This window comes from Pseudomonas sp. CNPSo 3701, assembly GCF_028674975.1.
GTDB lineage: Bacteria > Pseudomonadota > Gammaproteobacteria > Pseudomonadales > Pseudomonadaceae > Aquipseudomonas > Aquipseudomonas straminea.
Genome location: NZ_JAQZSI010000001.1, coordinates 554,053 through 578,222 on the forward strand (window position 1 = coordinate 554,053; position 24,170 = coordinate 578,222).

Below are 24,170 nucleotides of genomic sequence, written 5' to 3' on the forward strand. Positions count from 1 at the left end.
TGCAATGAGTTTGAGCGAAGCCCGTTTCCACGACTTGGTCGATGCGGTGCAGCAGGCGCTGGAAGACATCTTCGACGACAGCGACCTGGATATCGATCTGGAGAACTCCGCGGGCGTGCTGACGGTGCGTTTCGAAAACGGCTCGCAACTGATCTTCAGCCGCCAGCCGGCGCTGCGTCAGCTGTGGCTGGCGGCCCGTTCGGGAGGTTTTCACTTCGATTACGACGAGGACAATCAGCGCTGGATCTGCGACAGCAGCGACGAACTGCTGAGCGAGATGCTCGAGCGTATCGTCGCCGAGCAGGCAGGCGCCGAACTCGAGTTCGATGAAATCTGAAGATGCCGGCAAGCCCGCGCCGGGCGCCACTGCGGTGGCCTCGCCCTGTCGCCGGCGCTGCTGCCTGAACGAGGCCGAGCGCTGCCTGGGCTGCGGGCGACTGCTGACGGAAATCCTCGAATGGGGCAACGCCAGTGACGAGCGTCGGCGGGTTATCCGCGACCTGGCCGAGCGGCGCCTGATGGACGGGTGAGCCGGCTCTTGTTTATTTGGGTGGCTGTGTTACGGTCAGCCTGGCTTCTACAAAATGAGCTTCTGCAAAAACCCCGTCGTTTCGATGGGGTTTTGCTTTTTTGGCGTCCAGCAAAGGAGATATGCCCGCACCATGGCCAGCACACCGTCCATCACCATTACCCGCCTCGATCTGCAGCGCCTGGAGCAACTGCTCGATGGCCTCGATGAGTTTGGCCCGACCGCCGAAGCCCTGCAGGCCGAGCTTGACCGCGCCGAGGTGGTCGGCCACGAGCAGATTCCGGCCGGGGTGGTGACCATGAATTCGCGTGTGCACTGCCGCGAGGAAGGGAGTGGCAAGGACTATCACCTGACCCTGGTCTATCCCCAGGACGCCGGCGGCGAAGGCAAGGTATCGATCCTCGCGCCGGTCGGCGCGGCCCTGCTGGGCCTGAGCGTTGGCCAGCACATCGATTGGCCGGCACCGGGCGGCAAGGTGCTCAAGCTGACCCTGCTGGAAGTCGAATACCAGCCGGAAGCGGCAGGCGAATACGCTCGCTGAGTTGCACCTGACTCGGCGCCGTTCCCTCTGCCGAGTCGGCTCCCTTCTTGGCCCGGATCGCGCCGCGATTCGGGTTTTCAGGTAACGCCCATGATCAGGACGTGCGCAGCGCGCCGTTCAGTGCCTCTTCGAGGCTGGCCTTGTAGCGCAGGTAATGCACCACCGAGGGCTGCCGCTCGCCGAGCAGCGCGGAAAGGTCGAGGTCGGTGATGTAGCAGGGATAGGGTTGCTGCTCGCTGCGTTGGGCGAGAATGTGCCGAGCCACGTTGGTGAATAGCTGTTCGCCGTGTTCAAGCTCGGAGAACTCCCTGTGGTTGCAGAACAGGCTGACGTACGCGCGTGGGCCGTTGCCCGGCTCGACGATGGCCTGAACGTCATAGAACGGCAGGCTGACTTCGTTCAGCGGCGCCGGTCTGGGCTCCAGGCGCTGCGCACGCAGCGGAGCGGCCGGCAGCAGTTGGTGGTAGAGGATTTCGAGCGGTTGCTGCGGGCCTTCGAGGGCCTGGGCGGCGTCGCGCCGGTACAGCAGCGATTGCAGGAAGCGGTGCAGCGGGGTCAGCAGGCTGGTTTCGTTATGGAACGGCACCTGGCTGCGCCACAATGCGCCGCATTCGTCGAGCACGTTGATCTGCGCCAGGCCTTCCGTTTCGTGCAGGCGGTAGAACACCTGGATGCACGCCGGGCGTCCGGCCTCGAGGATCAGCGCCAGGTCTTCACCTTCCAGCGCGTTACGGTCCAGGCGCAGCGGACTGTATTCGGCGCGATCCTGGGCTAGGTGTTCGAGCAGCGTGGGCAAATCCTCCAGCATGCTGTGCCGCACTCTGCCTGGCGTTAGGTCGAGCAGGTGATAGCGGCGGGCGATCTGCAGCAGGTAGCGCTGCTGCTGGCCGCTATCGAGGCAGTCGACCAGCTCATTCAGCAATCCCTCGACGCGCTCGACGATGGTCGTGGCGCGGTTGCGGCAGTAGCAGAACACCCTCAGGTTGGGGCGTTCATCGCGACCAGGCAGCGCGTTGAGTAGATCGCTCAGGCAGTCGAGCAGGGCGGTGGGCCCGTCGTAGCGCTCGACCAGCAACTCGTTCCAGCTGTTTAGGGTGATGCGGTCCAGGGTCAGCACCAGGTTGTCGCGCACGCCGGAATAGCCCAGTGGGTCGGTGCGCTCACTGGTCATGTGCACGTTCATCTGGCTGTGCTGTCGCAGCGGATCGATGCCGACGTTGATCAGCAGCAGTTCTTCGGCAGGCCGGCGTGGGCGTGCCAGAGCGGCTTCGGTCACGCTCGCCAGGGGCATCGGCAGGGCCTGGGCCAGGCAGCCAAGCAACTGGCTCAGCTCGACTTCGGTGAGGTCGCTTTCACCCGGATGCAGCGATAGGTGCGTGCCGCTGTCGATCACGCCATTGCGATGGCTCCAGGCGAGCAGCTCGATCAGGCTGCGGGCCTGACGTAGCGGGGCGAAATCCTGCCATTCCTGGGCGCCGAGGCTACCGCTGTAGAGCGCCCAGCGCTCGCCCTTTGGCGACGGATTATGCACCAGAGTCAGGGTGTCTTCGCCCAGGTCCGGGGCGACGCCCGGGTTGATGAATTCCACCTTGCCGGCGCGGCGTTCGAAGGCGGCGTACAGGCGCCGACCCAGCACGGCCAGGTCGCGGCTGCTGGCCGCCACACCGGCAGGGCGATTGCGCGCGAACAGCGACAGAAAGCGGTAGCTGTAGTTGAGTTCATTGACCAACGCCTGGCGTTCGGCGACGACCTGGCGGACCTTCCACTGGCTGCGGCTGTCGAGCAGGATCAGCTGGCGCTCGCCCCAGCCCCACTCGCCGGTCAGCCGTTCGAGCAACAGGCGCTGCCAGCTCTTTTCGCGGTGGCGCGGCGGCTTGCTGATCTTCTTGTTGACCTTCAGGTACAGGCAGCGCCTGACCAGTTCCAGGCGCTCGGTTTCGCCGCGTGCCTGCAGGTATTGCTCCAGGCGGCGGTAGATCAGCACGTAGGGGTCCAGCTCGTCGAGGTCGAGCAGGCCGTCGTAAACCGCCTGCTTGAAGCGCAGCGACAGGCAGCGCACCCGGGGATGTTCGCTGGCGTATACCTCTGTGAGCAGTAACTTGAGCGCTGACTTGTAGGGCGACTCGATGCCCTTGAACAGTTGCCACATACCGGCGCCGAGAAACTCACCGGCCGGCACCTCGGCCAGGTGGCCAAAATCCAGTACATCTTCGGCGCGCACGAAACGCTTGCTCAGCAAGGCTTCGGTGACATGGGCATAGCGATGCTCGTCGTCCGCTGGCACCAACCACCACAGCGGCATACGCCCGCCCAGCCAGATCGCCGTGCGGTAGAACTCGTCGAGGAGCAGGAAATGCTGGGTGGTGCCGCAGTCGTCCGAGGTCAGCCGCGCGTCCCGTAAACCGCTGCGAAAACGCTCGGGGTCGATCAGGAAGAAATGCGCTTCGGCGCCCTGGCTGGCCGCCCAGCTCTGCAGAAGGTCGCACTTGCGTTGCAGCGCTTCGCGTTCGCCAGGGTCGAGCTCGCTGGCATGACAGACCCACAAATCCATGTCGCTCTGTTCGGCCTGGGCCACGGTGCCTAGGCTGCCCATCAGAAACAGGCCATGGATGGGCGTTGGCGCCGGCGCGCGAGCCGGTTTGTAGGCGAAGGAGCGGGTCAGGCGCTGAGCTTCGGCCAGCAGCTGCGCCGAAGGCTCGAAGTGCGCCAGACCAGCCGGCGTCTGCGCCGACACGTAGCCGGGCAGTAACGGATGATTGACGTGAAACAGCAAGGGTAACAGCATCAGCACTCGTTGCTGGCGGGTAGACACGGCCTGCATCGCGCGCTGCTGGCGGCCGTGGTTGATGCGCATGAAGCGTGCGCGCAGCTGCGTCAGCACCTTGCGGTCGATGCCGTCATCGATATTGGGTCGCAGGGGCAGGTGGCGCGTCATGCTCGGGCTCGGCCGGGTGATGAGCAAGCCTACAGGCGCGGCGCACCTGCTCGCAATGGCGTTCGGGATAGGGCCTGCCGCCTCGGACGGCAGGCGTGTTCAGGCGGTCAGAGCGCTTTGCCGGTGGTGAGGATGGTTTTCAGGCTTTGCGCGTGTTCGGCAGCTTCGTGACCCAGGCGGGTCAGGTAGCCGCCATCCGGGAGGGTGATCAGGCCCTTGCCATGCAGGCGCCCGGCAGCGGCGACAGCGGATGAGGCGGCATCGTGGTGGATCTTCAGACCCTCCTGTCCATTGTCCAGGTTGAACAGCAAAAGAATTTCCAGTTCGGCGACCAGATCGGCATTAAAGGCCATGGTGACTCCTGCCTGTTGTTGTAGTGCACGGCTCGGGCCGTGGATCGCGGGTTCGCCCCGCAGGCGAAGTGTAGTCAAGGCGGCGGCAGTTCGCCGGAACGTGCTGCCAGCGCTCGAGAATCTTCTGGTAACGGCCATCTTTGTGCAAGACGCGCATGCCCTGTTCGAAGTGCTTGAGCAGCGCGGCTGCATCGGGATTGTGACGCGAAAAACTTAAGTAGAGCGTGGGGCTGTCGAGGGTCTCCAGCGCCACGAACTGGTCGGCCAGTTGCGGGTTCTCGCGAAACAGCGCCTGGGCGGTGCCGCGGTAGGCGGCCACGAAATCCACGCGGCCGCGCTGCAGCATTAGAAAACCGCTGAGGTCGCGGCGCACGGGGATGCGGATCACCTGCTGGTCGTTGTCCAGACGCGCGCCGTATTCGTAGCCGATGGTCACCGCCACCTTGCGCCCGGCGAGACTCTGCGGCTTGCCGTTTGCTGGCGTTTCACCGGCGCGGGCCCAGAGTAGGATGTCGTCGCTGAACAATGGCTCTTCGGGGATAAGATAATCGGCGTCAATGCGCGCATCCGGTGCGGTGTTGAAGCAGGCCGCCAATATGCCTTCTTCAGTCATCTGCATGCAGCGGGCGTAGGGGTAGGGCACCAGCTGTACCGGCGTGTCGCTGGCGGCGAAGGCGGCCTCGACGATCTCCACCGACATGCCCTGCACGCGGCCGTCGCGGTAGGCGGTGTAGGGATACCAGTCATCCTCGGCGCCGATGCGCGGCACCTGCCCGGCCAGGGCACTGGTGGCGAGCAGCAGAGTCAGGCACAGGCTAAGGGATGTGGAGTAACGCATCCGGGCTTATCCACAGGGGCGTTGTGCAACCATAGCAGTGCCCGCAGCGGGAAAGAAGGTGGCTGGCTGTCGCGCGGGCTCAGGCTTCGTCGGGCAGGGTCGGCAGGGCGCGCAACAGGCGCTCATAGTTCTCGGCATCGAAGGGCCGATCTTCGCGCAGCATGGCGTCCACTTCGTGGGCCAGCACCATGGCCATCATCTGCACGCTTTCCTCGCGGTCATGGCCGACCAGGGTCAGCTTGTTCAGCACCGCCTGGGCGAACGCCGGCTCACCGGACTCCAGCTGATTCTCGATGGCCTGAACCAGGGTGTTTTCGGTGAAGGTGTCGTCGTCGTGCTCGTCGGCGCTGCTCATGGGGCGGTCCAGTCGGTCGGGAGAAAGTGGGCAGTGTAGGCAGGTGATTGGCTGCTGACCATGGATGTGGCGGTCAAAATACATTCCCGAATTGTGGGAGTTGATTTCTCATATTGAGAATTGCGGATCGCGCGACTACAGTCCTGCGTCTGGAGAAACTCATGCAAGCAGATCACGAAAAACAGGCGCCGGCGGGCGCCCAGGCGCTGTTTCGCGGCCTGGCGGTCATTGATGCCGTCGCCCAGGGCGCCTGCAGCCTGGCCGATATTGGCGCCGCCATCGGCTGCTCGCGCAGTACCACTCACCGGCTGATCGCCGCCCTGGTGCAGGCGGATTACCTGCGCGCCCTGGGTGGCAGCAGTGGCGGTTACCAGCTGGGTCCGCGGCTGATCGAACTCGGCTACAAGGCTCGCGCGCAGATGCCGCTGAGCAAGCTCGCGCATGCGCATCTCGCCCGCTTGGCCCAGGCCACCCAGGACACCGTGCACCTGGGCGTGCGTGACGGCAGCGATGTGTTGTACATCGACAAGCTGCCAGGTAGTCGCGGTCTGGAAATGCGCTCGCGCATCGGCCTGCGCATGCCGCTGGCGCTGACCGGCATCGGCAAGGCGCTGATGCTCGATCTGCCGGAAAGCGAATGGCAGGTGCTCCATGAGCGCGACCGCCAGTTACGTGCCGGCAGCGCCGCGATGTCCTGGGAAGATTTTCGTGACCGCATGCGCGACTACGTCAGCGGCGGCTTTAGCCTCGATCTGGAAGACAACGAGCTGGGGATTCGCTGCGTGGCCGCGCCGATACGTGATGCCGGTGGGCAGATCGTTGCTGCCCTGAGCGTGGCCAGTGCCGTGCCCTATATGCCCGAGGCACGCCTGCATGACCTGCGACCCGAGGTTATTGCCTGCGCGCAGGCGATTTCCGCCGAGCTCGGCTGGCGGCCCTGAGACCGAGCTTTCATCCATTTCCGTGACGCCCGAGGAGGGCCTGTAATGTCCGCTACCTACCTTCGCGAGCTGCCGTTGATCGCCATTCTGCGCGGCGTTGCCCCCGAGGAAATCGTGCCTGTGGGCCTGGCGCTCTACGAGGCCGGTTTCCGGGCTATCGAGATTCCCCTGAACTCGCCCGAGCCACTGCAGAGCATCGGCCTGCTGGCGTCCGAGCTGGGCGAGCGCGCGCTGATCGGCGCCGGCACCGTGCTCAGTGTCCGCCAGGTCGAGGAGGTGGCGCAGGCCGGCGGGCGGCTGATCGTTTCGCCCAACTGCAATACCCAGGTGATTCAGGCGACCCGCCAGGCCGGGCTGTTCAGCGCACCGGGCGTGGCGACACCGAGCGAAGGTTTCGCGGCGATTGAGGCGGGTGCCGATGTGCTCAAGCTGTTCCCGGCCGAACAATTCAACCCGCAGATCGTCAAGGCATGGCGCGCGGTGTTCGCCCGTGATGTCGCGTTGTTGCCGGTGGGTGGTATCACGCCAGCGAACATGGCCGACTACGTGGCGGCGGGGGCCAGCGGCTTCGGCCTGGGTTCGGCGCTGTACAAGCCCGGCATGGGCGTTAGCGAAGTGGCTGACAACGCCGCCGCATTCGTCGCAGCCTGGCAGGCGATCCAGCGCTGAGCCAAGTCGCCTGCCTTGCGCCTGGGGTCAGGGGCGGTTGGCGATCTTCTGCAGGTTCTCGTGGATCTTGAACAGCACGATCATCAGCTCGCAGCCGATCCGTGCGCCGATCACTCCGCCGATCAGGGTGCCCAGGCCGCCGAGGAAGCTGCCGTAGGCGCCGAACATCATCGTCAGGCTACTCACGGCCACGCTGAGCAGCATCAGCCAGTAGACGAAGGTGATGATTTTCGGGGTGAGCATTGCGTCGAAGAAGAACAGATTCTTCATGGGAGAAACTCCAGTCCATGGGTTGGCATAGGCCCGGTCGCTGGCGCCACCAAGCGTAGTCGGCGACGTCGGGCGGGCGCAGGGTAGCAGTCGTCACGGGCGGCGGCCAGTTGTCCGAAATGCCCCTGGCGGCCGGCAGGTAATGCCGCTAGCGTGTAGCCCTGACCGAGCCCGGTCTGCCTACCAGAGGAAACGTATCCATGCTCAGGCTCCATGGTTTCGCCGTCAGCAACTACTACAACATGGTCAAGCTCGCCCTGCTGGAGAAGGGGTTGCCGTTCGAGGAAGTGCAGGTCTTCGCGTCTCGCGACGAGGCCTTCCTGGCGATCAGCCCACGCGGCAAGGTGCCGGTGCTGCAATGCGAACATGGCTACATCAGCGAGACCTCGGCGATCCTCGAATACCTCGAGGCGCTGGGCCAGGGGCCATCGCTGCTGCCTGGCGATGCCTACAAGCAGGCACAGGTGCGCGAGCTGGCCAAGCACATCGAGCTGTATATCGAGCTGCCGGCGCGTGCCTGTTACGCCCAGGCGTTCTTTGGCCAGCAGGTGGATCCGGCGATCGCGGCCAAAAGCCGCGAGGAACTGCTCGGCGGCATCGATGCGCTCAAGCGCCTTGGCAAGTTCTCGCCCTATGTGGCGGGCGACAGCCTGAGCCTGGCCGACCTGTATTTCCTGTACAGCGTCGACCTTGCCGCCGCCGTGGCCCACAAGGTGTTCGCCATCGACCTGCTGGGCGATTTCCCCAAGGCAAAAGAACTGCTCGATAGATTCGCCAAGAACCCGAATGTACAGCGCATCGCGGCCGATAAGGACGCGTTGATGGGGCCGTTCCTGGCCCACATGAAGGCGCGTTTCGGCGGTTGAATCAGCCGGCGGCGAAGCTCGTCAGGGCTTCGCCGGTCAGGCGATAGCCGATCCACTCGTTCTGCGGCCTGGCGCCGATCGATTCGTAGAAATCGATGGCGGGCGTGTTCCAGTCCAGCACCGACCACTCGAAGCGGCCGCAACCGCGCGCCACCGCCAGCTTGGCCAGGTGGCGCAGCAGCGCCTTGCCGGCGCCGACGCCGCGCTGCTGCGGGGTAACGTACAGGTCTTCCAGATACAGGCCGTGTTTGCCCAGCCACGTCGAGTAATTGAAGAAATACACGGCGTAGCCGATCGGCTCGCCGTTCAGTTCGCAGATCAGACCGTGGGCGGTGCTGCCCTCGCCGAACAGGCTGTTCTCGATGCCGGCGACATCGGTTTTCACTTCGTGCTCGGCCTTCTCGTAGATGGCCAGGTCGGTAATGAAACGCAGGATAAGGGCAGCGTCTTCGCGTACGGCGGGGCGGATGTTCAGGGTCATGAGATGTCTCGTTGCGTTGTTAGCTGTATGTGACTGTCAGCCACGTCAGGGGCAGGCCTACCAGGCAAAAGAAGCCGAATGCGGCGACCCAGGCGCTACGTGGCCCCATCGGGTCGGCCACGCGCAGTGACAGATTCGGATAGTGGCCGAGGGTCAGCAGTCTGAGTGCCAGCCAGCCGGTGACGTAGAGGACGTAGCCGATGAGGATTTCGAGCACGATCTCGGCGAGCAGCATCAAGCCGCGTAGCAACAATTCGGGCATGGGAACTCCTTTTCCCGTTTTTCGCCAAGCGCTGCTTAGCGACTTGCCAGCAGATCCTTGCCGCGCGCCACCGCCGCACGCACCTGGGCCGGTGCGGTGCCGCCGATGTGGTTACGGGCATTCACCGAGCCTTCCAGAGTCAGCACGGCGAACACGTCCTGCTCGATCTGGTCGCTGAACTGGCGCAGCTCGTCCAGGCTCATTTCGGCCAGATCCTTGCCGCTGTCGACGCCGTACTTCACCGCATGGCCGACGATCTCGTGGCAGTCGCGGAACGGCAGGCCCTTGCGCACCAGGTAGTCGGCCAGGTCGGTGGCGGTGGAGAAACCGCGCAGCGCCGCTTCGCGCATGATGGCGTGCTTGGGCTTGATCGCCGGGATCATGTCGGCGAAGGCGCGCAGCGAATCACTCAAGGTGTCGGCGGCGTCGAACAGCGGTTCCTTGTCTTCCTGATTGTCCTTGTTGTAGGCCAGCGGCTGGCCCTTCATCAGGGTCAGCAGGCCGGTCAGGGCGCCGAACACGCGGCCGGTCTTGCCGCGTACCAGCTCGGGCACGTCGGGGTTCTTCTTCTGCGGCATGATCGAGGAGCCGGTGCAGAAACGATCCGGCAGATCGATGAACTGGAACTGGGCGCTGGTCCACAGCACCAGCTCTTCGGAGAAGCGCGACAGGTGCATCATCGCCAGCGACGCGGCGGCGCAGAATTCGATGGCGAAGTCGCGATCCGAAACGCCGTCCAGGGAGTTGCCGCCCACGGCGTCGAAGCCCAGCAGTTCGGCGGTGATCTCGCGCTGGATCGGGTAGGTGGTACCCGCCAGTGCAGCGCTGCCCAGGGGCATGCGGTTGGTGCGCTTGCGGCAGTCGACCAGGCGCTCGTAGTCGCGCGAAAGCATTTCGAACCAGGCCAGCAGATGGTGGCCGAAGGTCACCGGCTGGGCGGTCTGCAGGTGGGTGAAGCCGGGCATGATGGTCTCGGCTTCGCGCTCGGCCTGTTCCAGCAGGCCCTGCTGCAGGCGGGTGATTTCGGCCAGGATCAGGTCGATCTCGTCACGCAGCCACAGGCGGATGTCGGTGGCCACCTGGTCGTTGCGCGAGCGGCCGGTGTGCAGCTTCTTGCCGGTCACGCCGATGCGGTCGGTCAGGCGCGCCTCGATGTTCATGTGCACGTCTTCCAGGTCGACGCGCCAGTCGAAGCTGCCCGCTTCGATCTCGCCCTGAATCTGCTTGAGGCCGTCGATGATCGCATCGCGTTCGGCATCGGTCAGTACGCCGACCTTCGCCAGCATGGTGGCATGGGCGATGGAGCCCATGATGTCGTGACGGTACAGGCGCTTGTCGAATTCCACCGAGGCGGTGAAGCGGGCGACGAAGGCATCGACGGGCTCGCTGAAGCGGCCGCCCCAGGACTGGTTGGTTTTTTCTTGGCTCATGAATGTGGCTCGGCTGTAGGCGTGTTCGGACGGATCAAGGCTGCCCGTCATGGCGGAAAAGTGTGTCGATGATAACAGACCCGGCACCCTGCGCAGTGGCCGGCGCGAGTGTCGCCTGGGTCACAGTTTCGTCCCTCGGCCACGCGTTTACGCGGCTTATTTCGCCTGCCTGCCACGGCCTCTCTTGCCCGTTGCGCAACGCACGTCGACACTGCGTGGATGAACGACAAACGCAAGACCTCGACCCCCCAGGCGCCGAACGATTTCTTCGTGCCCGAACTGTGCCAGCCCGAAGCGCTGCTCAGCACCGTGCTGCTCGCCGAACTGCTGGTGCTGGTACTGGTGCTCGCCGAGCCGATGCTGCCCGGTTTCGACTGGGTGCGCCTGGCGCTGACCTCGCTGTTCGTGCAGTGGATCGTGCTGCTTTCTTCGGCGCTGCTGTGCCGGCTGCGGCCGCTGCTCGCCAGGTTGCGGGCGATGTGGGCGGGGGCGACCTGCTGCGCCCTGGTGGTCGGGCTGACGCTGGGCTGCACGGCGGTGGCCGACTACTACGATCTGGGCGGGCCGTTGCCCCATGAGGGCGAGGTCAACCTGTACCTGCGCCATGCGCTGATCAGCCTGATCATGTCGGCCTTGTTGCTGCGCTATTTCTATCTGCAGAGCCAGTGGCGGCGTCAGGAGCAGGCCGAGCTGCGCGCGCGCATCGAGTCGCTGCAGGCGCGCATCCGCCCGCACTTCCTGTTCAACAGTTTGAACAGCATCGCGAGCCTGGTTGTCACAGATTCTGCCAGGGCGGAACAGGCGGTGCTGGATCTCTCCGACCTGTTCCGGGCAAGCCTGGCCAAGCCCGGAAGCCTCGTCAGTTGGAGCGAGGAACTGGAACTGGCACGGCGGTACCTGTCGATCGAGCAATACCGGCTTGGCGAACGGCTACAGTTGCAGTGGGATGTCGACGATGTTCCCGCTGACCTGCCGATTCCTCAGCTGACTCTGCAGCCGCTGCTGGAGAACGCTCTGATCTACGGTATCCAGCCACGTATCGAGGGGGGACTGGTGCAGATATCAGCCACATACAACGATGGTGTATTCCATCTCAGCGTCTGCAACCCCTATGAGGAGGGCGGCGCACCCATGGCCACGCGCGGTACGCACCAGGCACTGGCCAACATCGATGCACGGCTTGCGGCACTTTTCGGTTCGCAGGCCAATCTCAGTGTGGAGCGCCGCGATGGCCTTCACTACACCCGTCTACGCTACCCATGTGCAAGACCCATGCAGGAAGCCAGATCATTATGAATGTCTTGATCGTTGATGACGAACCCCTTGCCCGTGAGCGCCTGAGCCGAATGGTGGCCGCGCTGGACGGCTATCGTGTGGTCGAGCCCTCTGCGAGCAATGGCGAAGAGGCGTTGGCGCTCGTGGAGAGCCTCAAACCCGACGTAGTACTGCTCGACATCCGCATGCCGGGCCTCGACGGCCTGCAGGCCGCCGCCAGGCTCTGCGAGCGCGAGGCGCCGCCAGCGGTGATCTTCTGCACCGCCCATGATGAATTTGCCGTGGAGGCCTTTCAGGTCAGCGCGGTGGGCTATCTGGTTAAACCCGTGCGTCCCGAGCATCTGGAAGATGCGCTGAAGAAGGCCGAGCGCCTCAACCGTGTGCAATTGGCTGCACTGACCCGCCCAGCCGCGGAAAGCGGCGTCGGCCCGCGCAGCCACATCAGCGCGCGGACTCGCAAAGGTATCGAGCTCATTCCCCTGGACGACGTGATCTACTTCATCGCCGACCACAAGTACGTGACGCTGCGTCATGATGGTGGAGAAGTACTGCTCGACGAGCCGCTCAAAGCCCTCGAAGACGAATTTGGTGATCGCTTCGTGCGTATCCACCGCAATGCCCTGGTGGCCCGCGAGCGCATCGAGCGACTGCAGCGCACTCCACTGGGTCACTTCCAGTTGTATCTGAAGGGGCTCAATGGCGATGCACTGGTGGTCAGCCGCCGTCATGTCGCGGGCGTGCGCAAGCTGATGAACCAGATCTAGCGAATCAGTAGCAGAGTCGCGAGCAGTAGGGCGAAGGGTCGCAGCCGGCTTCAGGCCGGCGCCCCGTGAGCCTGTTATCATTCGCGGCAATTGGTTTTCTGGAACGTCCGCATGACCCGCGAAATTCGCATCGCCACCCGCAAGAGTGCCCTGGCCCTGTGGCAGGCCGAACACGTCAAGGCCCGTCTCGAAGCGGCCCATACGGGCCTCAAAGTGAGCCTGGTGCCAATGGTCAGCAAGGGCGACAAATTGCTCGACGCGCCGCTGGCCAAGATTGGTGGCAAGGGCTTGTTCGTCAAGGAACTGGAAACCGCGCTGCTCGAAGACCAGGCCGACATCGCCGTGCATTCGATGAAAGACGTGCCGATGGATTTCCCGGAAGGGCTCGGCCTGTTCTGCATTTGCGAGCGTGAAGACCCGCGCGATGCGTTCGTTTCCAATACCTATGAAAGCCTCGACGCGCTGCCGGCCGGCAGCGTGGTCGGCACCTCCAGCCTGCGTCGCCAGGCCCAGCTGCTGGCGCGTCGCCCGGATCTGAAAATCCATTTTCTGCGTGGCAACGTCAACACTCGTCTGGCCAAACTGGATGCCGGCGAGTACGACGCCATCATCCTGGCTGCTGCGGGGCTGATCCGCCTCGGTTTCGAAGATCGCATCCGCGCCTCCATTGCCGTCGAGCACAGCCTGCCGGCGGGCGGGCAGGGCGCGGTGGGTATCGAATGCCGGGTCGGCGATGCCGAATTGCAGCAACTGCTGGCGCCGCTCAACCACACCGAGACGGCGCTGCGCGTCACCGCCGAGCGCGCCATGAACAAGCGCCTCAACGGCGGCTGCCAAGTGCCGATTGCCTGCTACGCCATTCTCGAAGGCGAGCAGCTGTGGCTGCGTGGCCTGGTCGGCGAGCCGAATGGCACCCGTTTGCTACGCGCCGAACAGCGCGGCTCGGCCGAAGATGCCAAGCGCCTGGGCATCGAGGTCGCCGAAGCGCTGCTCGCCCAGGGCGCTGGTGACATACTCAAGGCCATCTACGGCGAGGCCGCTGCCGAGTGAGCGGCTGGCGCCTGCTGCTGACCCGCCCCGAGCAGGAGTGCCAGGCACTGGCCCAAACGCTCGCCAGTGAAGGCATCCACGGCGCCTGCCTGCCCCTGCTGGGTATCGAGCAACTGCCAGAAACGCCTCAGCATGGCGCGACCATTTGCGACCTGCACCGCTACACGGCAGTGATCGTGGTGAGCAAGCCCGCGGCCCGCTTCGGCCTCGAACTGCTCGATCGGTATTGGCCGCAGCCACTATCCGATCAGCCCTGGTTCAGCGTTGGTGCCGGCACCGGGCAGATCCTCGCCGACTACGGCCTGACGGTGTTCTGGCCGAAAAACGGCGACGATAGTGAAGCGTTGCTGGAGCTGCCCGAGCTGCAAGAACCCCTCAAGGCCGCGATGTTCCCACGGGCGCTGATCATCCGCGGCGAGGATGGCCGTACCCTGCTTGCTGACAGCTTGCGGGCCCAGGGCGTCCAGGTGGACTATCTGCCGGTCTACCGCCGGATGCTGCCTACCTACCCGGCCGGCACGCTGCAGCGGCTGATACAGGTGGAACGCTTGAATGGCCTGGTGGTCAGCAGTGGGCAGGGCTTGACGCATCTGCAGCAACTGGCGGCGGATGACTGGCCCACGCTGGCGCAGCTACCCTTGTTCGTGCCCAGCCCGCGCGTCGCCGAAATGGCCCGCGAGTTGGGTGCGGTTGATGTTGTGGATTGCCGTGGTGCCGACACCACGGCGTTGTTGGCGGCCTTGCGTGCGCAGGCTTCGCCCGACTCTTGAAGCAAAGGATGGATACGTGAGCGAAGCGACTCCCCCGAAAGAGCAGGAACAGCCTGTGCTGACCGCCCCCGAATCTTCCCCAGTCGCTGCCGAGGCCAAGCCCGCGGCACGTGGCTCGGCCATTGCCGCCGTGGCCCTGCTGGTCGGCGCCGTTGGTGTCGGCGTTGGCGGCTGGAGTGCCTGGCAGCTGCGTGCGCTGCAGAGCGAAACCCGGCAGCAGTCCAGCCAGCTCGAGCAGGCACGCAGCCAGGCCCAGGCACTGAACCAGCGCACCGAAAGTCTCGATGATCGTCTTCAGCAACTGCCCAGCGTGCAGGAGCTCGAAGAGCGCCGCCAACTGGTAGCGCAGTTGCAGGGCGACCAGCAGTTACTCAATCGCCGCCTGGAAACCGTGCTGGGCGCCAGCCGCCAGGAGTGGCGCCTGGCCGAGGCCGAGCACCTGCTGCGTCTGGCCAGCCTGCGTCTGTCGGCGTTGCAGGACATCAATAGCGCCACGGCGCTGGTCCAGGCGGCCGACGAGATCCTTCGTGACCAGGACGACCCCGCCGCCTTCGCCGCTCGCGAGCAGCTGGCCAGGAGCCTGGAGGCCTTGCGCGCCACCGACAACCCCGATCGCACCGGTCTGTTCCTGCAGCTCGGCGCATTGCGAGAGCAGGCCGCGCAGCTCAACTCGCTCAATCCCAAGTTCGTCGCCGATGGCGGCGTGCTCGGCGAACTGGCCGCCGAAAGCGAGCCCGGCACCTGGTGGGGCCAGGCTCTGCACAAGCTCTCGCAGTATTTCCGTCTCGATTTCAACGCTGACCAGAACGTGCGTCCGCTGCTCGCCGGGCAAAGTCTGACGCAAGTGCGCCTGGCCCTGAGCCTGGCGCTTGAGCAGGCCCAGTGGGCCGCGCTGCATGGGCAGACCCAGGTTTACCGGCAGGCGTTGCAACAGGCTGCCGAGGTGTTGGACGCCAACTTCAACCGCGACAACCCCGACAGCCGCGCCCTGCGTGCGCGCGTCGGCGAGTTGGTCGAGCGGCCGATCGAGGTCAAGGCGCCCGAGCTCAGCGAGTCGCTCAACGCCGTGCAGGCCTATATCGAACACAAGCAGTCGGCGCGTGAGCGCCTCAAGGATGCGCCGGGCGAGGACGGTGCGGAGGAGCGCCCATGAAGCGCGTTTACCTGCTGTTGCTCACCGTGCTGGTGATCGGCGCTCTGGCGCTTCTGGGCCTGGCCATCTCCGAGCATCAGGGCTACGTGCTGTTCGCCTACAAGGGCTTTCGCTACGAGTCGACGCTGTGGGCCTTTGTGCTATTGCTCGTCGCAGTCGTGCTGGCGCTGTGGTTGCTGCGCGTGCTGATTCGTGCGCTGCTGGTCTCGGTCGGGCTGATCAACCCCTGGTCGCGGCTGCACCGCGAGCGCCGCGTGCGCAGTGCTTCCGAGCATGGCTTCCAGGAACTGATCGAAGGGCGTTGGAACAAGGCGCAGACGCACCTGAGCCGCATCGCACGCAACGAGCCGCGCCCATTAATCCATTACCTAGGCGCCGCTCGCGCGGCCCATAACCTCGAGCATTATCAGGAAAGCGACGCCCTGCTGGAGGAGGCCCTGCAGCGCCAGCCCAATGCCGAACTGGCCATCGCGCTGACCCACGCCGAGCTGCAACTGGCGCGTGGTGAAGTCGATAGTGCCCAGGAGACACTGCTGGTGATGCACGAGCGTCATCCGCACAACCCACAGGTGCTGCGCCAACTGCAGGAACTCTACGCGACCCGCGGCGACTGGCAGGCGGTGCTCAAATTGCTGCCGGTGCTGCGTAAGGAAAAGGCCATGGCGCCGGCCGAACTGATGGCACTGGAGCGACGTGCCTGGCGCGAATATCTGCTGGCGCTGGAGTTCGATGATGCCGGCGACGGGGCGCTGCCGTCTCTGGCCCAGGCTTGGGAACGTCTGTCGCCAAACCTGCGTGGCGAGCCCGAATTGCTGGCGGTTTATGCCGATCGTTTGCGCGCACTGGGCGCCGAGCCGGGCGCCGAGGAGTTGCTGCACAAGGCGCTTAATCGTGAATACGATAGCCGCCTGGCGCGTCTCTACGGCCTGCTGCGTGGCCGCGACTCGGCCAGGCAGTTGCAGGCCGCCGAAGGGTGGCTCAAGCAGCATCCGAACGATGCCGGTCTGCTGCTCACTTTGGGCCGGCTGAGCCTGCACAACCAACTGTGGGGCAAGGCTCGCGATTACTTCGAAACCAGCCTGCGTCTCGAGCGGCACCCGGAAACCTGCGCCGAGTTGGCGCGCCTGCTCGCCCAGCTGGGTGAGGTGGAACGTAGTAACCGCCTGTTTCAGGAAGGCCTGGGCCTGCTTGACCGGCGCCTGAGTGGTCAGGCAGTGAGCGTGCCGCCGGTAACCACCGCCGTTGAGCCGCAGCCCACGGCCGGCCGCGGCTAAGGTTTTTAGGGGCGCCGGCCTTTTGGTCGGCGCCACTTGCGATGCGGCTTGAAGGGTGCTGGAAGCAGGCATAACCTGAGACGAAATGAGTGGTCGGACTGCAGTTCGAATCGTGCTAGTGTCCGGACTCGGCTGCACGTTCAGGGATCGACTCGTGGTGCGTTGCCGTCTTTGCCCGCCTTGTCCGGCATCGACTTTCGGCCAGTGGGAAATGGCCCGGTGACCAGCCAACTTCCGATTCGTGGCGAAGACAGGTTGAACGATGTTCTGAGCCCCGATGCCTACAGGACTTACTCAAAGGGAGCGGATCACCATGCTCGAAAGTTGCCAGAATGCGCAGGAGCGGTGGGGTGGCGTACACCTGATGATTGATCGCTGGCTGCAGGAACGTGCCGAACTGATCAAGGCCTATGCTGCCATCGACGACGTCAGTGACAAGGTGGTGATGCAGCGGTTCTGCGAATACCTCGTCGACTACGTGTCCGCCGGACATTTCGAGGTCTACCAGCAGCTCACCGAAGAAGCCCGGGCGTTTGGTGATCAGCGTGGCCTGGAGCTCGCCAAGCAGATCTATCCGCGTATCGAGGTGATCACCGAAGCGGCCCTGGCCTTTAACGACCGTTGCGACGAAGGTGATTGCGGCGATCCCGATGCGGTGAGCCTGGAGCTCAAACGCCTCGGCAAGATGCTGCACGAGCGCTTCGAGCTCGAAGACTGCCTGATCGAAGTGCTGCATACCGCCCACAAGCAGCAGGCGACCGCCGCTGCCGTATGAGCCACGAGGCCGCGATCATTCGCGGCCTCGTCGTTTCTGGCTTTCGCCAGCCGTGCGCAGGTGCTTGCAAAGCGCAGCGGGCGGGCGCAAATTTCACCCCACCTAAGTATGGCTTTACCCATCCGCCTGGAGGCGCGTCATGCCGGCCACAAAAAACGTGAAGAAAAAAGCGGTCACCACCCCTTTGCATCTGTTGCAGCAACTCTCTGGCAGCTTGCTCGAGCACCTCGAAAACGCCTGCTCGCAAGCGCTCGTAGACGCCGAGAAAATTCTCGCCAAGCTGGAAAAACAGCGCGGTAGCGCTCAGGAAAAACTGCACAAAGCGCGTGGCAAGCTGCAGTCGGCCGTCGCCGATGGCAAGGCCAAGGCGCAGTCCAAAGCCAAGGTCGTGGTGGATGAGCTGGAAGGCGCGCTCGATGCGCTGCAGGCACGCCAGACCGAAACCCGTCAGTACATCGTGCAACTCAAGCGCGATGCCCAGGAAAGCCTGAAGCTGGCCCAGGGCGTTGGCAAGGTGCGTGAAGCAGCCGGCAAGGCACTGTCCAGCCGTGACAAGGCTCCGGCCAAGCCGGCTGCTTCTAAGGCCGCAGCCAAGCCTGCTGCCAAAGCGGCTGCAAAACCTGCTCTGGCTAAGGTGGCGTCGAAACCCGCAGCCAAGCCAACGGCCAAGTCCGCCACAAAACCGGCTGTTGCCAAAGTCGCAGTCAAACCGGCTGCAACTAAGCCGGCTGCCAAGGCAACTGCCAAACCTGCCGTGGCTAAAGCTGCGGCGAAACCCGCAGCTAAGCCGGCTGCGCAGACTGCTGCCAAGCCAGCGGCCAAGTCCGCTGCGAAACCGGTTGCCGCCAAAACCGCGGCTAAACCGGCTGCAGCCAAGCCTGCCGCTAAGGCAGCTGCGAAGCCCGCCACGGCCAAGGCCGCAGCGAAGCCTGCAGCCAAACCGGCTACGCAGGCTGCCGCCAAGCCCGCTGCTGCTAAACCTGCGACCAAGACCGCAGCCAAACCTGCTGCCAAGCCAGCGAGCAAAGCAGCCGCTAAGCCATCAGCCCAAACGGCTGCCAAGCCTGCGACCGCTGCCAAGGCGGCAGCCAAACCAGCGGCTAGCAAACCTGCCGCCAAGGCTGCGAGCAAGCCGGTTGCAGCCAAGCCAGCCGCAAAGCCTGAAGCCAGCAAGCCAGCCGCTTCCGCCGCCAGCAAGCCGGCGACCGAGCCAGCCGCTGCCTCGACTCCAGCTGCCAACGGCGCAACGCCGCCAGCCAGCAACTGATAGGCTGTCCCAAGCCTGCGAGCCGTGCGCTCGCAGGCTTCGCACGAACCCTCCTCGTTTCACCTGAACGCTCCGCGCAATCCTGGTCGCGCCGATTAGTATGCGTTTTCTAGTTTTGCTCTTTACGGTGCTTGTTAAGCCTGTGTCGTGCAGGCCATCTCCCAAGCTACTGTGAGGTGCACCATGTCCAACGCTACCGTCAGCAAGAAGCCGCTCGTCTCTATTCGTCGCTCTACCTCCACCGATGAACCCTCGGGAGTCAGAAAGCTGTGGCTCGCCGGTCTGGGTGCCTATGCCAAGGCGGGACAGGAAGGGCTGGATTATTTCCACTCCCTAGTACGCCTCGGGGAGCTGGCGGAACGGCGCGGCCGTGAGCAGGTCAATGAACAGGTCGATGCGGCCAATGGCCAGATCGACGAAGCCAGAAGCAGAGTGTCCGTTGTGAAGAACCAGGTCGCCGCCCGAATCGAGAAGATCGAGCAGGCCTTCGACTCGCGCGTGGCTGGTGCACTGAACCGTCTTGGCATTCCCGCCCGACAGGATATCCAGGCCCTGTCTGCTAAGCTGGATGAGCTGAGCGCGTTGCTCGAGCGTGTCGCGCGTACTCAATAAGGAGAGCAGGATGGCTGTCAAAAAGAAAACCGAGAAACAGACCAGCTCGTGGATCGGCGAGGTTGAAAAGTACTCGCGGCAGATCTGGTTGGCAGGCCTGGGCGCATATTCCAAGGTCAGCAAGGACGGCACCAAGCTGTTCGACACGCTGGTCAAGGATGGCGAAAAGGCCGAGAAAGCCGCCAAGAGCAACGTCGATAAGCAGGCCGATGCGGTGAAGTCGTCGGTCGATTCGTCCGTCAGCAGTGCGCGCTCGCGTGTCGACGAGGTGAAAGGCAAGGCGATCGGCAAGTGGAGCGAGCTCGAGGAAGCGTTCGACAAGCGTCTCAACAATGCGATCTCGCGGCTGGGTGTGCCGAGCCGCAACGAGGTCAAGGCGCTCAATGACAAGGTCGACCTGCTGACCCGGCAACTGGAGACGCTGACGGGGGTATCCAGCAAATCGACCGCCAAGCCAGCGGTGAAGAAAGCCGCGGCCAAGCCGGCCAGCAAACCGGCGACCGCGAGTAAGGCGCCGGCCAGCAAGGCAGCCAGCACGGCAGCAGCGAAACCCGTCGCCAAGCCGGCTGCGGCTAAACCGGCAGCAGCCAAGAAAGCGCCGGTGAGCAAGGTGGCGGCGAGCAAGCCAGCCTCTACCGCGAAAACCCCGGCAAAAGCCGCAGCTAAACCTGCTGCCAAGCCTGCGGCCAAACCGGCATCCGGGCCGGCCGCCAAAGCCGCCAGCAAACCAGCGGCGAAGAAGCCGGCGGCCAGCAAGGCCACTACGGCAGCGGCGACGCCGGTAACCACGCCAGCGGCCTCGACGACTCCAGCCACTACCCCTCCGACTTCTTCCGGCACTCAGTCCTGAGTCGGTAAGTCGCCTCGAAAACGCCCGATCCCGTATCGGGCGTTTTTGTATTCAGCCAGCGCTCTCGTGCAGGTAACTGTGAGCCATTAGTTCAGTGGTGTGGCGCGCTTCGTCCTGCAGGTGCGGGGCGACCAGCATCATCACGTGGTAAACCACCAGTCGACTGTCGGCTGGCTGGGCGACGATGCGCTGGTAATCCTGGGCGAACAGCAGGGTCAGCACGATTTGCTCGACCAGTTGCTGCAAGGCTTTGCCCTCGCTGATCAGTACTCGCCGGCCCTTTAGATTGGCCAGCAGCGCCGTGAGCGTATGTCGCAGCCTGGCGAGCCAGTGGCGCATGCCAGCAGCCAGCTTGGGCAGGCGCCCGCTGAGGTTGGAGAGATCCTGGAACAGGAAACGATAGGCCGACATGCCTTCGGCGATCAGGTGCAGGAACAGCCAGTAGTCCTGTGCATCGAGATCGACATCGTCAGGGGGCGTGAGCAGCGGCGCCAGCTTGGCCTGGAACTGCTCGAAAAGCGCCAGGGTCAGCGGCTCCTTGCCGTGGAAGTGGTAGTAGAGATTGCCCGGGCTAATATCCAGCTCGTTGGCGATTTCCAGGGTCGAAACGTTGGGCTCGCCGCGCTCGTTGAACAGCAGCAGGGTGGCGGCGAGGATACGGTCACGGGTTTTCATCCGTTCAGCGCGTCCTTGTGCGGGCGGTATTCAGTGCTGCCCACGAGCCGTCACGTTCTGGGGATGCATGATCGCCGGCTGCCGCTCCTCGGCGAGGAATTTCATGATGATCGGTGCCACCACCTCGGCGCGGGTCACCAGAAACAGGTGGCCGTCGTCGATCACGTGTAGTTCGGAGTTGGGGATGCGCCAGGCCAGCAGGCGCATGTTGAGCAGCGGGATGATCGGGTCGTCGTCGCCGGCCAGCACCAGGGTCGGCTGGCGGATCTTGTGCAGCCAGTGAATGCTCGTCCAGCCCATGCCGGCGAACAGCTGCCAGTAGTAGCCGAGCTTGCCGCCCGAGCGCACCTTGCTGGCGTGGGAAAGTGCGAGTTTCGGGTCGCGGCGGAAGGCGCCGCCATAGATATCGGCGGCGATATGCACGCCGTAGGACGGCTGCAGATAGCGGCGCGGGCTGGCCATGCGCCAGAGCACCTTGGGCTTGCCCGGAATCATCACCGCACCTGCCGAGGTCGCGGCCAGCACCAGTTTCTTGCAGCGCTCCGGGTAGTCGCGGGCGAACTGCTGGGCCAGGGCCCCGCCCCAGGATACGCCGATGGCGTTGACCTGGCCGTAGTCCAGGTAATCGAGCATGCGCGCCGCGAGCTTGGCCAGGCCGGGAAAACGATAGGGAATGCTCGGCGTGGAGGAGCCGCCCACGCCCGGCACATCGAAGGCGATGATTTCCTGATCCTTGTCCAGGGCGTTGACGAAGGGCATGACCAGCTCGAGGTTGGCGCCGATGCCGTTGAAGATCAGCAGCGGCACCTTGTCCGGGCTGCCAGGGCGCACAGCGGTGCGGATCGTCTGTTGATCCAGCACGATGGTGCGAAACACGAAGGCTGATGACATGTGGCGCCCCTGTCGGTGGTCGTCGCGCACGCTTAGCGTTCGTGCACGTAGGTGCCCGGCGCCGCCTCGGCTGCCGGGTAGCGCTTGTTGCCCAGCTTGGCGGGTGCCTTTTTGGTTTCTCCGGAGCGGGCGGTCAGCCATTGCTGCCAGTGCAGCCACCAGGAATCGGCGTGCTTGGTGGCGTCCTCCTGCCAGGCCTTAGGGTCGGCCGGCATGTCGGGGTTGGTCATGTAGCGCGCCTTGGGGTTGCCCGGCGGGTTGAGAATGCTCTGGATATGCCCGCTGCTGGACAGCACGAACTCGCACTGCCCGCCGAACAGCCGCGCCGACTTGTAGCAGGACGTCCAGGGCGTGATGTGATCGTTGCTGCCGGCCACCACGTAGTAATCGCAGGTTACCTGTTTGAGGTCGATGGGCGTGCCGCAGACTTCCAGCGCGCCGGCGCGGGTCAGTGGGTTGGCCTGGAACATCTCGATGAATTCGCCGTGCAGAGCGGCTGGCAGGCGAGTGGTGTCATTGTTCCAGTAGAGGATGTCGAACACCGGCGGCTCGTTGCCGAGCAGGTAGTTGTTGACCCAGTAATTCCAGATCAGGTCGTTGGGGCGCATCCAGGCGAACACCTTGGCCATGTCGCTGCCTTCCAGCACGCCGGCCTGGTAGGAGCGGCGCTTGGCGGCCTCCAGGGTCTGCTCGTCGGCGAACAGCGCGTATTGGCTGTCCAGCTGAGTATCCAGCACGCTGACCAGCAGGGTCTGGGCATGCACCTTCTGTTCACCGATGGCTGCGTAGTGGCCGAGCAGCGAGGCGGTGGTGGCGCCGCCGGAGCAGGCGCCCAGCACGTTTACATCGCTGCTGCCGGTGATCGCGCAGACCACCTCGACGGCCTCCTTGAGCGCCTCGATATAGGTCGACAGGCCCCATTCGCGCTGGGCCTTGGTTGGGTTGCGCCAGCTGACGATGAAGGTCTGCACCTGGCTGCGCAACAGAAAACGCGCCAGGCTCTTTTCCGGCGACAAATCGAATACGTAGTACTTGTTGATCTGTGGCGGCACCACCAGCAGCGGGCGCTTGTAGACCTGCTCCGTGACCGGCGTGTACTGGATCAGCTCCAGCACCTCGTTGCGAAACACCACGGCGCCTTCGGTGGTGGCCAGGTTGCGGCCCACTTCGAAGGCCTTCATGTCCACCTGGCTGGGCATGCCACCGTTGTTCAGCAGGTCCTTGGCCATGTGCGAAAGGCCATCGAGCAGGCTCTTGCCGCCGGTGTCGAAGATGCGTTTGACCGCTGCCGGGTTGGCCAGGCTGTTGCTCGGCGCCATCGCCTCGGTCAGCAGGTTGATGATGAAGTGGCCGCGGCTGACGTCCTGCTCGGACAGCGAGCTGTGCTCGACCCAGTCGTGCAGTTCCTGACGCCAGGCCAAATAGGTTTGCAGGTACCGGCGGTATAGCGGGTTCTGGCTCCAGGCCGGGTCATTGAAACGACGATCGGTGTCGTCGGGCTGCAGTTTGGATTGGCCGAGCAGCACGTTCTTCAGCTCGAGGCCGAAGTGGGCGGCATGCCGGGCGCTGTGCAGTGGCTGGCGCATGGCCTGGGTCAGCACCAGACGGGCGGAGGTCAGCAGATCCCTGCCGCGTATACCGATGACCGGGTTGATCCCCATGGTGCTCTTGGTCGGCTTGTATTTCAGGTCATCGTTCTGCTTTTCACTCATCGACAACGCTCCCTTTGCCCGCGCAGGCAGCCATTGGCTTTAGCTATGACGTCGATCCTGGCGAGGCTTGCGATTGGCAGTGGTAGTGGCGCTTGCAGCATCCAGAGGATGGCGGGTGAACCTGAAGTGCTCTGGTTACCCGAGTTTAGACGCTAGCGCAAGATCGGCCAGGTGGGGGCGGGGTGGGAAAACGAAGATCTGAACGGCGTCAGAGCATCAGGCGTACGACCGACTCGTTCGGGTCGCGGGACTGACCGGCTGCGGCCAGGGCGTCCAGATAATCACGCCAGAGTTCGTCCTGGCGCAGAGCCAGTTGGTGCAGATAATCCCAGCTGAACAGCCCGCTGTCGTGGCCGTCGTCGAAGGTCAGCTTGAGGGCGTAGTTGCCGGCCGGTTCGATGCCAATCAAGGCGACATTCAGCTTGCCGGTCTGCAGGATGGGCTTGCCGTGGCCCTGCACTTCGGCCGACGGCGAATGCACGCGCAGAAACTCAGCGGGCAGCCGATAACTGTCGCTGCCGTAATGCAGCTCCAGAATGCGCGAGGCCTTGTGCAGCTTGATCGAAGTGGGGATGAGCACCACGGGCTCCAGGCGGGCTGAAAGACTGCACGGCGCCGGGCGGCGCCGTGCA

28 protein-coding genes are annotated in these 24,170 nt (G+C 64.3%); 16 read left to right on the forward strand and 12 right to left on the reverse strand.

Features of this window, described 5'->3' with window-relative positions; all coding sequences use genetic code 11:
- Positions 1 to 4: 4 nt before the first annotated feature.
- The 3 genes from cyaY (at position 5) to rnk (ending at position 1,070) form a co-directional block, all read left to right on the forward strand.
- On the forward strand, positions 5 to 337 hold the full coding sequence (cyaY, locus tag PVA39_RS02495; protein ID WP_093500407.1) for an iron donor protein CyaY: 333 nt from the start codon (positions 5 to 7) through the stop codon (positions 335 to 337).
- Complete coding sequence (locus tag PVA39_RS02500) at positions 327 to 530, forward strand: DUF1289 domain-containing protein (protein WP_274122651.1); 204 nt, start codon at positions 327 to 329, stop codon at positions 528 to 530. The genes cyaY and PVA39_RS02500 overlap by 11 nt, the downstream gene beginning before the upstream one ends.
- A 132-nt stretch (positions 531 to 662) precedes the next feature.
- Positions 663 to 1,070, forward strand: coding sequence for a nucleoside diphosphate kinase regulator (gene rnk / locus PVA39_RS02505; protein WP_027903920.1), 408 nt, complete (start codon positions 663 to 665; stop codon positions 1,068 to 1,070).
- A gap of 94 nt (positions 1,071 to 1,164) precedes the next feature.
- Here rnk and PVA39_RS02510 read toward each other — a convergent pair whose 3' ends face one another.
- The 4 genes from PVA39_RS02510 to PVA39_RS02525 form a co-directional block, all read right to left on the reverse strand.
- Positions 1,165 to 4,005, reverse strand: coding sequence for a class I adenylate cyclase (locus PVA39_RS02510; RefSeq protein ID WP_274122653.1), 2,841 nt, complete (start codon positions 4,003 to 4,005; stop codon positions 1,165 to 1,167).
- A 107-nt stretch (positions 4,006 to 4,112) separates the two neighbouring features.
- Positions 4,113 to 4,358, reverse strand: coding sequence for a TIGR02647 family protein (locus PVA39_RS02515; RefSeq protein WP_093500401.1), 246 nt, complete (start codon positions 4,356 to 4,358; stop codon positions 4,113 to 4,115).
- Positions 4,348 to 5,196, reverse strand: coding sequence for a substrate-binding periplasmic protein (locus PVA39_RS02520; protein WP_093500399.1), 849 nt, complete (start codon positions 5,194 to 5,196; stop codon positions 4,348 to 4,350). The genes PVA39_RS02515 and PVA39_RS02520 overlap by 11 nt, the downstream gene beginning before the upstream one ends.
- A 79-nt stretch (positions 5,197 to 5,275) precedes the next feature.
- Positions 5,276 to 5,551: a hypothetical protein gene (locus PVA39_RS02525; RefSeq protein WP_013789515.1), complete on the reverse strand. Its 276-nt coding sequence runs from the start codon at positions 5,549 to 5,551 to the stop codon at positions 5,276 to 5,278.
- Positions 5,552 to 5,712: 161 nt separating this feature from the next.
- Between PVA39_RS02525 and PVA39_RS02530 the strand changes: the two genes are divergently transcribed.
- Positions 5,713 to 6,492 (forward strand): IclR family transcriptional regulator, encoded by a 780-nt coding sequence (locus PVA39_RS02530; RefSeq protein ID WP_274122657.1) that lies wholly within the window; start codon positions 5,713 to 5,715, stop codon positions 6,490 to 6,492.
- A 45-nt stretch (positions 6,493 to 6,537) separates the two neighbouring features.
- Positions 6,538 to 7,161 carry a 2-dehydro-3-deoxy-6-phosphogalactonate aldolase gene (locus PVA39_RS02535; RefSeq protein ID WP_093500392.1) on the forward strand — a complete coding sequence of 208 codons (624 nt, stop codon included), beginning with the start codon at positions 6,538 to 6,540 and terminating at the stop codon, positions 7,159 to 7,161.
- Between the two features lie 27 nt (positions 7,162 to 7,188).
- On the opposite strand, the gene PVA39_RS02540 is transcribed toward PVA39_RS02535, so the two are convergent.
- Complete coding sequence (locus PVA39_RS02540; protein WP_075960223.1) at positions 7,189 to 7,431, reverse strand: DUF4282 domain-containing protein; 243 nt, start codon at positions 7,429 to 7,431, stop codon at positions 7,189 to 7,191.
- A 200-nt stretch (positions 7,432 to 7,631) separates the two neighbouring features.
- Between PVA39_RS02540 and PVA39_RS02545 the strand changes: the two genes are divergently transcribed.
- Positions 7,632 to 8,297 (forward strand): glutathione S-transferase family protein, encoded by a 666-nt coding sequence (locus tag PVA39_RS02545; protein WP_274122661.1) that lies wholly within the window; start codon positions 7,632 to 7,634, stop codon positions 8,295 to 8,297.
- Between the two features lies 1 nt (position 8,298).
- Here the strand turns inward: PVA39_RS02545 and PVA39_RS02550 are convergent, their stop codons facing one another.
- Genes PVA39_RS02550 through argH form a run of 3 tightly spaced genes read right to left on the reverse strand, consistent with a single transcriptional unit; the run spans position 8,299 to position 10,470 of the window.
- Positions 8,299 to 8,778, reverse strand: a complete 480-nt coding sequence (locus tag PVA39_RS02550) for a GNAT family N-acetyltransferase (protein ID WP_093500388.1) — start codon at positions 8,776 to 8,778, stop codon at positions 8,299 to 8,301.
- 19 nt (positions 8,779 to 8,797) lie between these two features.
- Positions 8,798 to 9,040, reverse strand: coding sequence for a hypothetical protein (locus PVA39_RS02555; protein WP_274122663.1), 243 nt, complete (start codon positions 9,038 to 9,040; stop codon positions 8,798 to 8,800).
- A gap of 35 nt (positions 9,041 to 9,075) precedes the next feature.
- The gene (gene argH / locus PVA39_RS02560; RefSeq protein ID WP_274122665.1) at positions 9,076 to 10,470 is read right to left on the reverse strand and encodes an argininosuccinate lyase; all 1,395 of its coding nucleotides are present in this window, start codon (positions 10,468 to 10,470) and stop codon (positions 9,076 to 9,078) included.
- 219 nt (positions 10,471 to 10,689) lie between these two features.
- Between argH and PVA39_RS02565 the strand changes: the two genes are divergently transcribed.
- The 10 genes from PVA39_RS02565 (at position 10,690) to PVA39_RS02610 (ending at position 20,260) form a co-directional block, all read left to right on the forward strand.
- Positions 10,690 to 11,766: a sensor histidine kinase gene (locus tag PVA39_RS02565; RefSeq protein WP_274122666.1), complete on the forward strand. Its 1,077-nt coding sequence runs from the start codon at positions 10,690 to 10,692 to the stop codon at positions 11,764 to 11,766.
- Positions 11,763 to 12,509, forward strand: a complete 747-nt coding sequence (locus PVA39_RS02570) for a LytR/AlgR family response regulator transcription factor (RefSeq protein WP_093500379.1) — start codon at positions 11,763 to 11,765, stop codon at positions 12,507 to 12,509. The genes PVA39_RS02565 and PVA39_RS02570 overlap by 4 nt, the downstream gene beginning before the upstream one ends.
- A gap of 111 nt (positions 12,510 to 12,620) precedes the next feature.
- Complete coding sequence (gene hemC, locus PVA39_RS02575; RefSeq protein WP_274122667.1) at positions 12,621 to 13,559, forward strand: hydroxymethylbilane synthase; 939 nt, start codon at positions 12,621 to 12,623, stop codon at positions 13,557 to 13,559.
- Positions 13,556 to 14,329, forward strand: coding sequence for a uroporphyrinogen-III synthase (locus tag PVA39_RS02580; RefSeq protein ID WP_274122668.1), 774 nt, complete (start codon positions 13,556 to 13,558; stop codon positions 14,327 to 14,329). The genes hemC and PVA39_RS02580 overlap by 4 nt, the downstream gene beginning before the upstream one ends.
- A gap of 16 nt (positions 14,330 to 14,345) precedes the next feature.
- Positions 14,346 to 15,482, forward strand: coding sequence for a uroporphyrinogen-III C-methyltransferase (locus PVA39_RS02585; RefSeq protein ID WP_274122669.1), 1,137 nt, complete (start codon positions 14,346 to 14,348; stop codon positions 15,480 to 15,482).
- Positions 15,479 to 16,756 carry a heme biosynthesis HemY N-terminal domain-containing protein gene (locus PVA39_RS02590; protein WP_274122670.1) on the forward strand — a complete coding sequence of 426 codons (1,278 nt, stop codon included), beginning with the start codon at positions 15,479 to 15,481 and terminating at the stop codon, positions 16,754 to 16,756. Before PVA39_RS02585 ends, PVA39_RS02590 begins: the two co-directional genes overlap by 4 nt.
- A 313-nt stretch (positions 16,757 to 17,069) precedes the next feature.
- The gene (locus PVA39_RS02595; RefSeq protein WP_013789529.1) at positions 17,070 to 17,531 is read left to right on the forward strand and encodes an Rsd/AlgQ family anti-sigma factor; all 462 of its coding nucleotides are present in this window, start codon (positions 17,070 to 17,072) and stop codon (positions 17,529 to 17,531) included.
- A 139-nt stretch (positions 17,532 to 17,670) separates the two neighbouring features.
- Positions 17,671 to 18,798: an AlgP family protein gene (locus PVA39_RS02600; protein WP_274122671.1), complete on the forward strand. Its 1,128-nt coding sequence runs from the start codon at positions 17,671 to 17,673 to the stop codon at positions 18,796 to 18,798.
- 183 nt (positions 18,799 to 18,981) lie between these two features.
- Complete coding sequence (locus PVA39_RS02605) at positions 18,982 to 19,410, forward strand: phasin family protein (RefSeq protein ID WP_274122672.1); 429 nt, start codon at positions 18,982 to 18,984, stop codon at positions 19,408 to 19,410.
- A 10-nt stretch (positions 19,411 to 19,420) separates the two neighbouring features.
- Positions 19,421 to 20,260 carry a phasin family protein gene (locus tag PVA39_RS02610; RefSeq protein WP_274122673.1) on the forward strand — a complete coding sequence of 280 codons (840 nt, stop codon included), beginning with the start codon at positions 19,421 to 19,423 and terminating at the stop codon, positions 20,258 to 20,260.
- A gap of 51 nt (positions 20,261 to 20,311) precedes the next feature.
- On the opposite strand, the gene PVA39_RS02615 is transcribed toward PVA39_RS02610, so the two are convergent.
- The 4 genes from PVA39_RS02615 to PVA39_RS02630 all read right to left on the reverse strand — a co-directional run bounded on the left by PVA39_RS02615 (position 20,312) and on the right by PVA39_RS02630 (position 24,118).
- Positions 20,312 to 20,935, reverse strand: coding sequence for a TetR/AcrR family transcriptional regulator (locus PVA39_RS02615; protein ID WP_274122674.1), 624 nt, complete (start codon positions 20,933 to 20,935; stop codon positions 20,312 to 20,314).
- 30 nt (positions 20,936 to 20,965) lie between these two features.
- Positions 20,966 to 21,826 (reverse strand): poly(3-hydroxyalkanoate) depolymerase, encoded by an 861-nt coding sequence (gene phaZ, locus PVA39_RS02620; protein ID WP_027903906.1) that lies wholly within the window; start codon positions 21,824 to 21,826, stop codon positions 20,966 to 20,968.
- A gap of 32 nt (positions 21,827 to 21,858) precedes the next feature.
- Positions 21,859 to 23,538, reverse strand: a complete 1,680-nt coding sequence (phaC, locus tag PVA39_RS02625) for a class II poly(R)-hydroxyalkanoic acid synthase (protein WP_274122676.1) — start codon at positions 23,536 to 23,538, stop codon at positions 21,859 to 21,861.
- 208 nt (positions 23,539 to 23,746) lie between these two features.
- The gene (locus PVA39_RS02630; protein ID WP_274122678.1) at positions 23,747 to 24,118 is read right to left on the reverse strand and encodes a DUF971 domain-containing protein; all 372 of its coding nucleotides are present in this window, start codon (positions 24,116 to 24,118) and stop codon (positions 23,747 to 23,749) included.
- Positions 24,119 to 24,170: the final 52 nt, after the last annotated feature.

Bases quoted from the DNA above. Each gene is read 5' to 3' on its own strand.
- cyaY (WP_093500407.1), top strand. From the start codon at position 5: ATGAGTTTGAGCGAAGCCCGTTTCCACGACTTGGTCGATGCGGTGCAG.
- PVA39_RS02500 (WP_274122651.1), top strand. From the start codon at position 327: ATGAAATCTGAAGATGCCGGCAAGCCCGCGCCGGGCGCCACTGCGGTG.
- rnk (WP_027903920.1), top strand. From the start codon at position 663: ATGGCCAGCACACCGTCCATCACCATTACCCGCCTCGATCTGCAGCGC.
- PVA39_RS02510 (WP_274122653.1), bottom strand. From the start codon at position 4,005: ATGACGCGCCACCTGCCCCTGCGACCCAATATCGATGACGGCATCGAC.
- PVA39_RS02515 (WP_093500401.1), bottom strand. From the start codon at position 4,358: ATGGCCTTTAATGCCGATCTGGTCGCCGAACTGGAAATTCTTTTGCTG.
- PVA39_RS02520 (WP_093500399.1), bottom strand. From the start codon at position 5,196: ATGCGTTACTCCACATCCCTTAGCCTGTGCCTGACTCTGCTGCTCGCC.
- PVA39_RS02525 (WP_013789515.1), bottom strand. From the start codon at position 5,551: ATGAGCAGCGCCGACGAGCACGACGACGACACCTTCACCGAAAACACC.
- PVA39_RS02530 (WP_274122657.1), top strand. From the start codon at position 5,713: ATGCAAGCAGATCACGAAAAACAGGCGCCGGCGGGCGCCCAGGCGCTG.
- PVA39_RS02535 (WP_093500392.1), top strand. From the start codon at position 6,538: ATGTCCGCTACCTACCTTCGCGAGCTGCCGTTGATCGCCATTCTGCGC.
- PVA39_RS02540 (WP_075960223.1), bottom strand. From the start codon at position 7,431: ATGAAGAATCTGTTCTTCTTCGACGCAATGCTCACCCCGAAAATCATC.
- PVA39_RS02545 (WP_274122661.1), top strand. From the start codon at position 7,632: ATGCTCAGGCTCCATGGTTTCGCCGTCAGCAACTACTACAACATGGTC.
- PVA39_RS02550 (WP_093500388.1), bottom strand. From the start codon at position 8,778: ATGACCCTGAACATCCGCCCCGCCGTACGCGAAGACGCTGCCCTTATC.
- PVA39_RS02555 (WP_274122663.1), bottom strand. From the start codon at position 9,040: ATGCCCGAATTGTTGCTACGCGGCTTGATGCTGCTCGCCGAGATCGTG.
- argH (WP_274122665.1), bottom strand. From the start codon at position 10,470: ATGAGCCAAGAAAAAACCAACCAGTCCTGGGGCGGCCGCTTCAGCGAG.
- PVA39_RS02565 (WP_274122666.1), top strand. From the start codon at position 10,690: ATGAACGACAAACGCAAGACCTCGACCCCCCAGGCGCCGAACGATTTC.
- PVA39_RS02570 (WP_093500379.1), top strand. From the start codon at position 11,763: ATGAATGTCTTGATCGTTGATGACGAACCCCTTGCCCGTGAGCGCCTG.
- hemC (WP_274122667.1), top strand. From the start codon at position 12,621: ATGACCCGCGAAATTCGCATCGCCACCCGCAAGAGTGCCCTGGCCCTG.
- PVA39_RS02590 (WP_274122670.1), top strand. From the start codon at position 15,479: ATGAAGCGCGTTTACCTGCTGTTGCTCACCGTGCTGGTGATCGGCGCT.
- PVA39_RS02595 (WP_013789529.1), top strand. From the start codon at position 17,070: ATGCTCGAAAGTTGCCAGAATGCGCAGGAGCGGTGGGGTGGCGTACAC.
- PVA39_RS02600 (WP_274122671.1), top strand. From the start codon at position 17,671: ATGCCGGCCACAAAAAACGTGAAGAAAAAAGCGGTCACCACCCCTTTG.
- PVA39_RS02605 (WP_274122672.1), top strand. From the start codon at position 18,982: ATGTCCAACGCTACCGTCAGCAAGAAGCCGCTCGTCTCTATTCGTCGC.
- PVA39_RS02610 (WP_274122673.1), top strand. From the start codon at position 19,421: ATGGCTGTCAAAAAGAAAACCGAGAAACAGACCAGCTCGTGGATCGGC.
- PVA39_RS02615 (WP_274122674.1), bottom strand. From the start codon at position 20,935: ATGAAAACCCGTGACCGTATCCTCGCCGCCACCCTGCTGCTGTTCAAC.
- phaZ (WP_027903906.1), bottom strand. From the start codon at position 21,826: ATGTCATCAGCCTTCGTGTTTCGCACCATCGTGCTGGATCAACAGACG.
- phaC (WP_274122676.1), bottom strand. From the start codon at position 23,538: ATGAGTGAAAAGCAGAACGATGACCTGAAATACAAGCCGACCAAGAGC.